The sequence below is a fragment of the Arthrobacter sp. CAN_A212 genome, from assembly GCF_015752345.1.
In the GTDB taxonomy this organism is placed as follows: Bacteria; Actinomycetota; Actinomycetes; order Actinomycetales; family Micrococcaceae; genus Arthrobacter_D.
On sequence record NZ_JADOUT010000002.1, the window covers coordinates 146,661 to 159,466 of the forward strand.

General features: G+C 63.9%; 10 protein-coding genes. 6 read left to right on the top strand and 4 right to left on the bottom strand.

Features of this window, described 5'->3' with window-relative positions:
* Positions 1-7 precede the first annotated feature (7 nt).
* From IWX64_RS03310 to IWX64_RS03320, 3 genes are all read right to left on the bottom strand, one after another.
* The gene (locus IWX64_RS03310) at positions 8-235 is read right to left on the bottom strand and encodes a hypothetical protein (protein WP_196865743.1); all 228 of its coding nucleotides are present in this window, start codon (positions 233-235) and stop codon (positions 8-10) included.
* A 146-nt stretch (positions 236-381) separates the two neighbouring features.
* Positions 382-981, bottom strand: a complete 600-nt coding sequence (locus IWX64_RS03315; protein WP_196865744.1) for a GDSL-type esterase/lipase family protein — start codon at positions 979-981, stop codon at positions 382-384.
* A 145-nt stretch (positions 982-1,126) separates the two neighbouring features.
* Positions 1,127-5,044 carry a multifunctional oxoglutarate decarboxylase/oxoglutarate dehydrogenase thiamine pyrophosphate-binding subunit/dihydrolipoyllysine-residue succinyltransferase subunit gene (locus IWX64_RS03320; protein ID WP_196865745.1) on the bottom strand — a complete coding sequence of 1,306 codons (3,918 nt, stop codon included), beginning with the start codon at positions 5,042-5,044 and terminating at the stop codon, positions 1,127-1,129.
* A 265-nt stretch (positions 5,045-5,309) separates the two neighbouring features.
* Here IWX64_RS03320 and IWX64_RS03325 point away from each other — a divergent pair, with 265 nt between their 5' ends.
* The 6 genes from IWX64_RS03325 (at position 5,310) to IWX64_RS03350 (ending at position 12,362) form a co-directional block, all read left to right on the top strand.
* Complete coding sequence (locus tag IWX64_RS03325; protein WP_196865746.1) at positions 5,310-6,773, top strand: GuaB1 family IMP dehydrogenase-related protein; 1,464 nt, start codon at positions 5,310-5,312, stop codon at positions 6,771-6,773.
* Positions 6,774-7,086: 313 nt separating this feature from the next.
* On the top strand, positions 7,087-8,433 hold the full coding sequence (locus IWX64_RS03330) for a hemolysin family protein (RefSeq protein ID WP_196865747.1): 1,347 nt from the start codon (positions 7,087-7,089) through the stop codon (positions 8,431-8,433).
* Positions 8,430-9,524 carry a hemolysin family protein gene (locus tag IWX64_RS03335; RefSeq protein WP_196865748.1) on the top strand — a complete coding sequence of 365 codons (1,095 nt, stop codon included), beginning with the start codon at positions 8,430-8,432 and terminating at the stop codon, positions 9,522-9,524. The genes IWX64_RS03330 and IWX64_RS03335 overlap by 4 nt, the downstream gene beginning before the upstream one ends.
* A gap of 91 nt (positions 9,525-9,615) precedes the next feature.
* The gene (locus IWX64_RS03340; protein WP_196865749.1) at positions 9,616-10,599 is read left to right on the top strand and encodes a metal ABC transporter solute-binding protein, Zn/Mn family; all 984 of its coding nucleotides are present in this window, start codon (positions 9,616-9,618) and stop codon (positions 10,597-10,599) included.
* A gap of 90 nt (positions 10,600-10,689) precedes the next feature.
* On the top strand, positions 10,690-11,472 hold the full coding sequence (locus IWX64_RS03345; RefSeq protein ID WP_196865917.1) for a metal ABC transporter ATP-binding protein: 783 nt from the start codon (positions 10,690-10,692) through the stop codon (positions 11,470-11,472).
* A gap of 2 nt (positions 11,473-11,474) precedes the next feature.
* Positions 11,475-12,362 carry a metal ABC transporter permease gene (locus tag IWX64_RS03350; protein ID WP_196865750.1) on the top strand — a complete coding sequence of 296 codons (888 nt, stop codon included), beginning with the start codon at positions 11,475-11,477 and terminating at the stop codon, positions 12,360-12,362.
* Here IWX64_RS03350 and IWX64_RS03355 read toward each other — a convergent pair.
* On the bottom strand, positions 12,359-12,796 hold the full coding sequence (locus IWX64_RS03355) for a Fur family transcriptional regulator (RefSeq protein WP_196865751.1): 438 nt from the start codon (positions 12,794-12,796) through the stop codon (positions 12,359-12,361). The two genes, IWX64_RS03350 and IWX64_RS03355, sit on opposite strands and share 4 nt — an antisense overlap.
* Positions 12,797-12,806: the final 10 nt, after the last annotated feature.

A 12,806-nucleotide genomic window follows, 5' to 3' on the forward strand; every position in this document is an offset into this window, starting at 1 on the left:
TGATGCCCTAGTCGTCGTCGCCGCCGTCTGAATCGTCGTCGCTTTCGTCGTCCGAATCGTCACCGGAGTCGCCGTCGCCTGAAGTGTTGTCATTGTTGTTGAAGCCCGATCCGCTGTCTTCCTGCTGCTGTTCCTGGTCCTGGTTGTCACCGGTGGTGTCATCGCAACCCACGAGGAAAAGCGCAGCGAGGATGAAGGCTGCTGCCGAGGCTTTTTTCGAAAGGGAGGTCTTCATGGGAGATACGTCCGTTCCTGGTGGATCTGTCGTGGGTGATCGGTCAATCAATCAGTGCCCCACCGTACACAGGGAAAATGAGAGGCCGCGTACTGCCGGACCCACTGACTGATCGACTCCTCAGGGTTCAATGATGGCCGCGGGAGCTACTGCGGCGCAGGTACATCCAGCCACTGGAACCAGCCACGGTGGAGGACGAGCCAGGCCATCAGCCCGTAGCCGGCCTGGCCGGGTCCGCCGCCGTTCGCTACGAGATCGCTCCGCCACTGCTCATGGGCCTGCAACGGGGTAAAGGTATCAACGTAGACGTGTTTCCGGCGTGTGGTCACATCCGCGTACGCCGCGGACAGATCTGCCAGCCGGCGGTTCCGTTCGGGGTCGAGCCCCGGGGGAGGACCTACCACGAGCACCTTGACGCTCATCTGGGCTGCGCCATCCAGGATGTTGGCAAGATTGAGGCGGCTGCGCGCGGTGGACAGGTCCAGGTCCAGGTCCCGGTCGGACAGGCCGATCACCAGCCGGTTCTCGAATCCGTTGTCGAACCGCCGACCGGTCTCCTGCTGCCAACGGTTGGCGAGGGCTTCGGTGCCCTCCTCGGGCGCCGCAAGGGTAAACGCCTGAAGGGAGACGCCGTTGGGAGCTGTCCGGGCCAGCACTCGGCCGAACCAGCCGAGCGCACGAGGGTCGCCCAGGCCTGCGAGCAGTTCGTCACCTACGGCTGCGAGCCGGATTCTGCGTTGTTCCACTGGTTGGTTACCTTTGTCCACTCATCGATTGCGCTACTGCGGTCCGCGTTTCGAACCCAGTGTAAAGATCCAGTCTGAAACTGGAGTTGGGTGGGGTGCCCGGCACCCCACCCAACATCATACGTACCCGGCAGCTGGTCAGCTGCTAGTTGCGTTCGAACGCCTTCTTGACCAGAATCTCCTGCTCCACGGCGTGGCGCTTGGCCGAACCTGTCGCAGTCGATGCCGAGGCCGGACGGGATGCCAGCCGCAGGGGCCGGTCCAGGTGCTCAGGCAGGTTCAGGCCGATGAACGGCCATGGCCCCTGGTTCGCTGGTTCGTCCTGGGCCCACACCAGGTCGGCATTCGGGTACTCGCCGACAGCCGCCAGGATGTCATCCACCGGGAGCGGCGCCAGCTGCTCCACCCGGATGATTGCCGTCTTCTGGTCTTCGGTCTTCTGGCGGGCGGCCAGCAGATCGTAGTACAGGCGTCCGGAGACGAGGATGACGTGGTCGACGTCGTTGGCGTTGAGTTCCTGCTTGTCCGGGATGACCGGCAGGAAACCGCCGGTGGTGAAGTCCTCCACCGAGCTCGCGGCCGCCTTCAGCCGAAGCAGTTGCTTGGGGGTGAAGATGATCAACGGTTTGCGGGGCCGGGTGTAGGCCTGACGGCGCAGGAGGTGGAAGTGCGACGCGGCGGTGGTGGGGTTGGCCACCACCATGTTGTCCTCAGCGCACATCTGCAGGAACCGTTCAATGCGGGCCGACGAGTGGTCGGGGCCTTGGCCCTCGTACCCGTGAGGCAGCATCAGTACCAGGGACGAGCGCTGGCCCCACTTCTGTTCCGCGGAGCTGATGAACTCGTCGATGATCGTCTGGGCACCGTTGACGAAGTCACCGAACTGGGCCTCCCACAGGACGAGCGCGTCGGGGCGTTCCACCGAATAGCCGTATTCGAAGCCCATCGCCGCGTATTCCGACAGCAGCGAATCGTAGATCCAGAACTTCGCCTGGGCCTCACTCAGGTCATCGAGGGGCAACCATTCCTCGCCGGTCGCCCGGTCGTGGAAAACGGCATGCCGCTGGACGAACGTCCCGCGACGGGAGTCCTGCCCAGCCAGACGGACGGGGACGCCTTCCATCAGCAACGACCCGAAGGCGGCGAGCTCGCCGAAGCCCCAGTCGATGCCACCCTCACGCGACATCTGCTCGCGCTTGTCCAGCAGCGCCTTCAGCTTCGGGTGCACAGTGAAGTTCTCGGGAATTGCCGTATGAACCTTGCCGATGTGGGCGAGGGTCTCGGCGGTGATCGCGGTGCTGGCTGGCGCCCCGACCCCGGTATCGGACTGCTGGGCGATGGGCCGTTCGATATCCGACACAGCTGCAGCATCCTTGGTCACGATGGGGATCGGTGACGTCTGGGCCGCATGGGTCTCGGCGAACACCCGTTCCAGACGCTCCTGATAGTCCTTCAGAGCCTGCTCGGCCTCATCCTGGCTGATGTCGCCACGACCGATCAGAGCCTCGGTGTAGAGCTTGCGGACCGACCGCTTGGCTTCGATGAGGTTGTACATCATGGGCTGGGTCATCGACGGGTCGTCGCCCTCGTTGTGGCCACGGCGGCGGTAGCACACCATGTCGATGACCACGTCCTTGTTGAACTTCTGGCGGAACTGGTAGGCCAGCTGGCCTACGCGGACCACCGCTTCCGGATCATCTCCGTTGACGTGGAAGATCGGCGCCTGCACCATCTTCGCCACATCCGTCGAGTAGACCGAGGAACGCGACGAGGTGGGGGAGGTGGTGAAGCCGACCTGGTTGTTCACAATGATGTGGATGGTGCCACCGGTACGGTAACCGCGGAGCTGGGACAGGTTCAGGGTTTCAGCGACGACGCCCTGGCCAGCGAAGGCCGCGTCGCCGTGGATCTGGATGGGCAGCACGGGGAACGCGTTCCCCTGGTCGAGCCGGTCTTGCTTGGCCCGAACGATCCCCTCGAGGACCGAGTCCACCGCCTCAAGGTGGGACGGGTTCGCCGCCAGGTAGATCTTGGTCTCGTTGCCGCTCTCCGAGGTGAAGGTGCCCTCCGTGCCCAGGTGGTACTTCACGTCACCGGAGCCCTGTACCGACCGTGGATCCTGGGTGCCCTCGAATTCACGGAAGACCTGGCCATAGGTCTTGCCGGCGATGTTGGTCAGGACGTTCAGCCGGCCTCGGTGTGCCATGCCGATTGCCACCTCGTCGAGGCCGTCGTCGGCGGCGTTCGAAATCACGGAGTCCAGCAGCGGAATCAGTGACTCGCCACCCTCAAGGGAGAACCGCTTCTGGCCAACGAACTTCGTCTGCAGGAAGGTCTCAAAAGCCTCGGCGGCGTTGAGCTGGTGCAGCACGCGCATCTGCTCTTCACGGCTGGGCTTGGAGTAGGAGTGTTCCAGCTCATCCTGGAACCACTGACGCTCCTCCGGGTCCTGGATGTGCATGTACTCGATGCCGGTGGTGCGGCAGTACGCATCCCGGAGGACACCGAGGATGGTCCGGAACTTGAGCATCGGCTTGCCGCCGAAGCCGCCCGTGGGCCACTCCCGGTCCAGATCCCACAGGGTCAGGCCGTGGGTGCGCACGTCGAGGTCGGCGTGCTTGCGCTGGACGTACTCCAGCGGGTTGGTGTCGGCCATCAGATGACCGCGCACCCGGTAGGCGTGAATCAGCTGCTGGATGCGGGCAACCTTATTGATTTCATCCATCGGATCAACCTGGATGTCGGCGCTCCACCGGACCGGCTCGTACGGGATCCGCAGGGCCTCGAAGATCTCGTCGTAGAAGTTCTGCTCACCGAGCAGGAGCTGGTGGATGATCCGCAGGAACTCGCCGCTGCCCGCACCCTGGATCACGCGGTGATCGTAGGTGGACGTCAGGGTGATGGTTTTGCTGATTGCGTGCCGGGCGAGGGTTTTCTCACTGGAACCCTGGAACTCGGCCGGGTACTCCAGGGCGCCGGCACCGATGATGCAGGCCTGGCCCTTGGAGAGGCGGGGCACCGAATGGACGGTGCCGATCCCGCCCGGGTTGGTCAGGGATACGGTCGTCCCCGCGTAGTCGTCTGCACCCAGCTTGCCGCCACGGGCTTTCTTGACCAGGTCCTCGTAGGCGTGCCAAAAGTCCGAGAAGTTCATCGTCTCGGCCTTCTTGATGTTGGGAACCACCAACGAGCGCGTGCCATCCGGCTTGGGCATGTCGATGGCCAGGCCGAAGTTCACGTGCGCGGGCTGCACCGCCGAGGGCTTGCCGTCAACGACGTCGTAGTACACGTTCTGGGAGGGGAACTGGGCCAGCGCACGAATGATGGCGTAGCCGATGAGGTGGGTGAAGGAAACCTTGCCGCCGCGGGCGCGGGCGAGGTGGTTGTTGATGACCACCCGGTTGTCGATGAGCAGCTTCGCCGGGATGGCGCGGACGCTCGTCGCGGTCGGAACGGTCAGGCTGGCGTCCATGTTGGTCGCGATCGCCTTGGCCGGTCCGCGGAGGACCTTGACCGTGTCCTCGTCCATGTCGGTGCTGCGATCGGTCTTCGGTAACTGGGCGGGGATCGGCGTCGTCGCCGGCTTCTCGGCCTTTGCGCTCTCGGACTGCTTGGCCACGGGCTTCTCGGCTCGTTCCTTGGCTGCCGCCTCCATAGCCTGGTCAGCCTTGTCTTCGGCCTTGATCTCGGCCTTGCTGTGCGTCTCCTTTGGAACCGGCGGCTTTGCCGACTCCTCGAAGCTCGCGGGAGACTCGCCCGATGCCTTGGGGGTGCTGCCCTCTGCGTTCACCACGGGCAGTTCGCGGGTGGCTGGGTTGTGGCCGAGTTCACCGCTGCTGTTGTTGACGCCGCTCTTGACAGCACTGTCATTCGAGCCGCTGTTGGTCGAGGCTGGGCGCCCGTTTCCGGACTTGGAGTCATCGGCGGCAAAGGAGTCGAACAGTGTCCACCACTTCTTGTCCACCGAGTTCCGGTCCTTTTGGAACTGCTCGTATAACTCGTCGACAAGCCACTCGTTTCCGCCGAATTCTTCAGGTAGACGGTGGTTGGGTTGTTCTGGCACTAGTAATACGCCTCTTCCGTAAGTTTGCCCTGAGCCCGGTGGGAACAGCCTGCAGCCTTTTCTTGCTAGATAAAACTGTATACAGACCCTGTGTCAGTCTAATGACAGTCTGAGGCAACAAGCCAATCACCTGGGCAATCCTGCGGGGATCCTTCCGTGATGCTTCCGAGCGCTCCGGCGGTGACCGCCGGAGCGCCGACGAGAGTGCGTGCCCCTGGGCGTCAACCGCCTAGACTTTCAGGGAAGCCGAGCCAGGAGCAACACCATGCGTTTTATCAATCAGCCCGCCACTGACCTCACCTATTCAGACGTCTTTTTGGTCCCGTCAGCGTCCGAAGTGGTCTCCAGATTCGATGTGGACCTATCCAGTGATGATTCCTCGGGCACCACCATCCCCCTGGTCGTCGCCAACATGACCGCAGTGACAGGGCGGCGGATGGTGGAAACAGTGGCCCGCCGCGGCGGCCTCGCGGTGCTGCCGCAGGACATCCCGTCCGAGGTGATCGCGGAGGTCACCCAGTGGGTGAAGAGCCGCGATGCTGTCTACGAGACACCGCTGCGGCTGAAGCCGAACAACACCGTCATCGACGCACTGCACCTGATCAACAAGCGCTCCCACGGGGCAGTGATGGTGGTAAACGAGCAGAACCACTGTGTCGGAGTGGTCCGGTCCGCCGACTGCGAGGGCGTCGACCGGTTCGCGTCGCTGGAATCGGTGATGCGCACCAGCTTCATCAGCTTCGAGTCCACCCGGTTCGAGGGAGATCCCCTAGCGGGCCTGCAGCGGGCATTCGAGGAACTCGACGCGTCCAGCACCAGCCTGGCCCCCGTGCTGCGCGACGGCGAACTCCTGGGCGTGCTGACCCGCAAGGGCGCGCTCCGCTCCACGATCTACCGGCCGGCGCTCGACGCGAAGGGTGCCCTCCGGGTAGCGGCCGCCGTCGGCATCAACGGCGACGTTGAGGCCAAGGCCTCGGCGCTGCTCGACGCCGGTGTGGACGTCCTGGTGGTGGATACCGCCCACGGGCATCAGCGCAAGATGCTCGACGCCCTGAAGGTGGTCCGCAGTGTTGCCAACGGACTCGCGCGCCCGGTGCCGATCGTTGCCGGAAATGTGGTGAGCGCCGGGGGCGTCCGCGACCTGGTTGAGGCTGGCGCCAACATCGTCAAGGTGGGGGTGGGGCCAGGTGCCATGTGCACCACCCGGATGATGACCGCCGTCGGGCGTCCCCAGTTTTCGGCAGTCCAGGAGTGCGCCGCGGCGGCGCGCTCGCTGGGCGCCCAGGTATGGGCCGACGGCGGCGTGCGGTACCCCCGGGACGTCGCCCTGGCCCTGGCAGCCGGTGCCAGCCAGGTGATGATCGGTTCGTGGTTCGCTGGCACCTATGAGAGCCCGGGTGACCTGCAGACCGACAGCAGCGGCCGACAGTATAAGGAGAGCTTCGGCATGGCTTCGGCGCGGGCCGTCCAGAACCGGACCCAGCGCGACGACGTGTTCGCGCGGGCACGGAAGGGCCTCTTCGAAGAGGGGATCTCGACGTCGAAAATGTACCTCGACCCGGCGCGGCCCGGTGTGGAGGACCTGTTGGACATGATCACCGCCGGGTTGCGCAGCTCGATGACCTACGCTGGCGCACGCAGCCTCGCCGAGTTCCGGGAAAACGCAGTGGTGGGTGTTCAGTCGGCGGCTGGCTATGAAGAGGGCAGGCCGCTGCCACAGAGCTGGTAGGAGGGACTGGTGTGGCCCGGTCCCTGATGTAAACTGAAACTCTTATGGACAGTTCCTCTAGGGGCCGGCCCGCGATGCGTGCGCAGCGAATCTCCGCAGCACGATCGAGAAGCGCCGGCAGCCCCCGCACTTACCCCCATCACCACCTACCGGCACTTCTGAGCCCCACTGAGAGCGAGCCCAACAGGGCCGGTTTCTCGGCGGCAAGCTCCACCGAGCCGCTATCGGAGCCCTCTAGACCGGGGCTACCCGATCATCCACAGTGTTCCCTTAGCGATCAGGGCCATACCGCCCGGGCGGCGGTGACGGCACCATGGAGATCTATTTCCTCGTAGCAGGCCTGCTGCTCATCCTCGGCACCGGGTTCTTTGTCGCCGTGGAATTCTCCCTCGTCGCACTTGATCAGACCTACGTGCAGCGAGCCGTGGATAACGGGGACAAGGGCGCCGTGCCCCTCCTCAAGTGCCTGAAGTCACTCTCGACCCAGCTGTCCAGCTGTCAGCTGGGCATCACCCTCACCACCTTGCTGACCGGGTACGTGATGGAGCCCTCGGTTGGACGACTGATTCAGGGGCCCCTGACATCGATCGGGGTCCCCGACGCGATTCTGGCCACCGTTTCCCTGGTGATCGCAATGACCCTCGCCACCCTGTTATCGATGCTGATCGGCGAGCTGGTCCCGAAGAACCTCGCGATCGCGCTTCCCTTCAAGATCGGCAAACTCCTGGCACGGCCACAGCTGATCTTCACCGGTGTCTTCAAACCTGCGATCGTTGTCCTCAACGGCTTCTCGAACCGTGTCCTCAACCTCTTTGGACTGGAGGCGAAGGAGGAGATCTCCGGTGCCCGCACCCCCTCGGAGTTGTCCTCGTTGGTCCGCCGATCCGCCGAGATGGGCACCCTTGACGCCGGTACCGCAAATTTTCTGGCGCGCACGTTCAGTTTCTCGGAACGCACCGCCGCAGACGTGATGACGCCACGGATCCGGATGGAAACCATTGACTCTGATCAAACCGTGGCCGACGTCGTCGACCTCGCCCGCCGGACCGGGTTCTCCCGGTTCCCGCTGATTGCCGACTCTCCCGATGACATCCGGGGCGTGGTACACGTCAAGAAGGCAGTGGCCGTCCCCCGCAGCAAGCGGGCAGGTCTCCCCGCCGGAACCATCATGACCGAGGTGCTGCGGGTGCCTGAGACGGTCCACCTGGATTCGCTTCTCGCCGAGCTGCGGGAGGCGAACCTCCAACTCGCCGTAGTCCTGGACGAATACGGCGGCACCGCTGGCGTGGTCACCCTGGAGGACCTGGTTGAGGAAATCGTCGGCGAGGTCGCCGATGAACACGACAAGCTCAAGCCGGGAGTCCTGCAGAGCGCCTCAGGCAACTGGTTCTTTCCCGGGCTGATGCGTCCCGACGAGGTTACTGACCAAATCCCGCACCTTGCGGTGCCGGATGAGGCAGGGTACGAGACTGTCGCTGGGTACATCATGGCCGAGCTGGGGCGGATTGCAGTCCCCGGTGACCGGGTCGACGTCCGGGGTGGGCTCCTCGAAGTGGAACGCATGGATGGGCGCCGGATCGACCGGGTCAGCTTCATCCCCCGACAACCAGCAGATGACACCAGCGGAGCGACCGCCGCAGTAACGGAAGGCCGACGATGAGCGACTGGGCCGGAATCGTATGGCTAGTTGTCCTGCTGATTGGCAATGCCTTTTTCGTCGGCGCCGAGTTCGCCGTGATGTCTGCCCGTCGCAGCCAGATCGAACCGCTCGCAGACGCGGGCTCCAAGCGGGCGAAAACCACCCTGTGGGCAATGGAACACGTCTCGCTGATGCTGGCCTGTGCGCAGCTCGGTATCACCGTGTGCTCACTGCTCATCCTGCAGGTGGCTGAACCCGCAATCCACCACCTCTTGGTGGTTCCACTGGAGACGGTGGGAATCCCTGCGGGACCGGCCGACATTATCGCGTTTGCGATCGCCCTGCTCGTGGTGACCTTCCTGCATGTGACGTTCGGTGAGATGGTTCCGAAGAACATTTCGGTGTCGGTCGCCGACAAGGCGGCCCTGCTGCTGGCCCCGCCGCTGGTGATGATCGCACGCATCGTGAACCCGATCATCGGCTCGCTGAACTGGCTGGCCAACCACATCCTGCGGGCCATGAGAGTGGAGCCGAAGGACGAGGTGACCTCGTCCTTCACCCTGGAGGAGGTGCAATCAATCGTTCAGGAGTCCACCCGGCACGGACTGGTCGACGACGGCTCAGGGCTGATCTCCGGTGCGCTCGAGTTCTCTGGTCAGACAGCCGGCACCGTCATGGTCCCCCTGGAGGAACTGGTCAGCGTGCGGACCGATTCCACCCCTGCCGAGTTTGAGAAGACGGTCGGCAGGACAGGGTTCTCCCGGTTCGTATTGATGGACGAGAACGATGTCCTCACCGGCTACATGCACCTCAAGGACATCATGTCCATCTCGGAGGAGATGTACTCGAAGCCGATTACTGAGAACAAGGTGCGCACGCTGGCGAACCTGTCCCTGGATGACGAAATCGAGACCGCGCTGAGCACCATGCAGCGCACCGGGTCACACCTGGCACGGGTCCTCGGTCCCGACGGCGCAACCCACGGGGTGTTGTTCCTTGAGGACGTGATCGAGCAGTTGATCGGTGAGATCCGCGACGCCACCCAGAACCAGGGTCATCGGCGGACGGGGGAGAGCGTCGTCGAGCTGGGGGCGGATCGACGCCCTGTGTAGTCGCTTCGATATGCGAATGATTCGCGTTTGCGTTAGACTCGAATTCACCGGGTAATCATCCGAGGACCCGCCATACGAAGATCGAGGAACAATGCGACGTCTTTCCACATCGACAACTTTCGTCGGGGTAGCAGCGGCGGCTCTTGCCCTGACCGGGTGCGGCCAGTCGGGTAACCCGGCAGCCGCGGACCCATCCACCGAGGGCATCCAGGTGGTGTCCTCCACCAACGTGTATGGCGACATCGCCGAGACCATTGGCGGGGAGTTCGTTTCGGTGACCTCGATCGTGGACTCGCTGTCACAGGACCCGCACTCCTACGAAGCCACGGTGCAGGACAAACTGGCTGTGTCCGAGGCGGAGCTGCTGATCGAGAATGGTGGAGGGTATGACCCGTTCCTCCACCAGTTGGCAGACGAAGTGGAAATGGATCACGACTACATTGTCTCGGCGGTTTCCGTGTCCGGCTACGAAGAGTCTGAGGAGGAGCACGCCGAGCACGAGGGCGAGGAAGAGCATGCCGAGGACGACCATTCGGATCACGCTCATGGATCCGTGAACGAGCATGTCTGGTACGACCTGGACGCCATGGCAGCAGTGGCCGAAGATATCGGGACGAAGCTGTCCAGCCTCGACCCGGACAACGCCGCGACCTACGAGGGCAACGTTGAGGAGTTCACCACCGGGATCAACGCATTGACCGACCGGTTGGCGGAACTGAGCAGCACTGCCGACGGCCTGACGGTCGCGATCACCGAACCCGTCCCGGTCTACCTGCTGGAGGCGGCAGGACTGCAGAACGTCACCCCCGAAGGCTACAGCGAGGCAATCGAGGAAGGCTCTGATGTGTCAGTCGCCGTCCTCAACGACATGATGAACCTGATGGAGGACGAGTCGCTGGCCTTCCTTGCCTATAATGAGCAGACGGAAAGCCCCCAGACCCAGACCGTCCGCGACGCGGCGGACGAAGCCGGGGTGCCCATCGTGAACTTCACCGAAACTGTGCCTGAGGGGGACGACTTCCTGAGTTGGATGACCGCCAACGTGGACGGCATCGAAAGCATCCTCGCCCCCTGATCTGGCGCCACCTACCTTCTACTGGAGCTGAACCCACTGGCCTTGACCCATGACCACCCCTCGACTGATCACCGCACCGCGGAACCCGTCATCCAACTGCGGTCGGCGTCCCTTTCGTTCGGTGATCGCGTGCTCTGGCGGGACCTTGACCTTGACATCCATCCCGGCGAGTTTTTCGCCGTCCTGGGCCCGAACGGGTCGGGTAAAACCAGCCTGCTGAAGGTCCTGCTGGGGTTGCAGCAGCTGGACTCCGGGTCGGCCACGGTGAACGGGTCCAGGGTACGGCGGGGAAGCCGGGACATCGGGTATATCCCGCAGCAGAAATCGTTCCCTCCCGAAACTCCGTTGCGGGCACGGGATCTGGTGGGCCTTGGCGTCGATGGCCATCGCTGGGGCCTCCGCTGGCGGGGCAAGGATTACAACGCTGCAGTGGACGCCCTGCTGGACAAGGTGGGTGCATCGGACTACGCCGAAGCACCGGTCGGCAGGCTGTCCGGCGGCGAGCAGCAGCGGCTCCGCGCAGCGCAGGCACTCGCGACCAATCCTGAGGTGTTGCTCTGCGACGAGCCGCTCCTGTCACTGGACCTGCACCACCAGCAGGCGGTCAGTGGTTTGATCAACTCCCAGTGCCGGAACAACGACTCCGCGGTGGTCTTTGTCACCCATGAAATCAACCCCATCATCGACTATGTGGACCGGGTGCTCTACCTGGCGGGCGGGCAGTTCAGGGTGGGGCCGCCGCACGAGGTGATGACCAGCGAGGTGCTCTCGGAGCTCTACAACAGCAACGTCGAGGTCCTGCACAGCAAAGGGCGGATCATCGTCGTCGGGCTCCCCGATGACACCACCCACCACCATGCGGAAGGACACTGACAGTGGATCTGCAGGAGATCTTCACCGCTATCTTCAACTTCGAGAACTACGCCGACCTGTTGCCGCTGGTGCAGAATTCGCTCTGGGCGGGGGCAGTACTGGGGCTCCTGGGCGGACTGATCGGTACCTTCGTCATGATGAGGGATCTGGCGTTCGCGGTGCACGGGATCGCGGAGCTGTCCTTTGCCGGCGCCGCGTTCGCCCTGCTCATCGGCGCCAACGTCATCTATGGCTCCCTCGTCGGATCGGTGATGGCCGCCGTGTTGCTCGGGGTCATGGGGATCAGGGCGCGGGACCGCAACTCAATTATCGGCGTCATCATGCCGTTCGGGCTTGGCCTCGGGATCCTCTTCCTGGCACTCTACGAGGGCCGGGCGGCGAATAAGTTCGGTCTGCTGACCGGCCAGATTGTCTCGGTCGACGACGTGCAGCTATCCCTCCTCGTCGGCTGCGCCCTCGCAGTGATGGTGGCGCTGCTGGCGATCTGGCGTCCGCTGACCTTCGCCAGCGCCGACGCCGATCTCGCGGAGGCTCGCGGGGTACCCGTCCGCGGGCTGTCGATCATGTTCATGTTCCTGCTCGGCGTCTCGGTGGCTCTGTCCATCCAGGTGGTCGGAGCCCTGCTGGTCCTGGCCCTCCTGATCACACCGGCGGCGGCCGCGCTGAAGGTGACTTCATCGCCACGTCTGGTGGTGCTGCTCAGCGTCGTGTTCGCCTGCCTCTCGGTGGTCGGCGGCATCCTGCTGGCGCTCGGTGGCCGGATTCCGATCAGCCCCTATGTGACGACCATTTCCTTTGTCATCTACCTCATTTGCCGCGGCATCAGCTGGCAGCGGGGCCGGCGGACCAGCGCCAGTACCCGTCAACCCTCGCAGGTGCGCTCCGCCTAGACCGGCACCTGACCGGTTGAGCACAGCGGGCACAGACCATAGATTTCCACGGTGTGGGCCACCTCGGTGTAACCATGCTCCTCGGCAATGCGGGCGGCCCACTTCTCTACCGCTGGCGCTTCGATTTCCACCGCGCGGCCGCAGTTGCGGCACAGCAGATGGTGATGATGGTGGGGGGCTGCACACCTGCGGTAAACGGCCTCGTTTTCGCCGTTACGCAGCACATCGACCAGACCGTCCTCGGACATTGACTGCAGGATGCGGTAGGTGGTGGCCAGGGAGACCGGCTGGCCCGTCTCGTGCAACAGCCGATGCAACTCCTGGGTGCTGACAAAATCGTCCAGGTCATCGAGCGCTGCGCTCACTGCCAGGCGCTGTTTAGTGACCCGTTGTTCGGTCCCCTTACGGGCTGCCGGTTCTGCTGTTGGTGGCACTCGGAAATCG

Excerpts from the sequence above, each read along its gene's own strand:
- IWX64_RS03330 (WP_196865747.1), top strand. The coding sequence starts at position 7,087 with ATGGAGATCTATTTCCTCGTAGCAGGCCTGCTGCTCATCCTCGGCACC.
- IWX64_RS03310 (WP_196865743.1), bottom strand. The coding sequence starts at position 235 with ATGAAGACCTCCCTTTCGAAAAAAGCCTCGGCAGCAGCCTTCATCCTC.
- IWX64_RS03340 (WP_196865749.1), top strand. The coding sequence starts at position 9,616 with ATGCGACGTCTTTCCACATCGACAACTTTCGTCGGGGTAGCAGCGGCG.
- IWX64_RS03335 (WP_196865748.1), top strand. The coding sequence starts at position 8,430 with ATGAGCGACTGGGCCGGAATCGTATGGCTAGTTGTCCTGCTGATTGGC.
- IWX64_RS03325 (WP_196865746.1), top strand. The coding sequence starts at position 5,310 with ATGCGTTTTATCAATCAGCCCGCCACTGACCTCACCTATTCAGACGTC.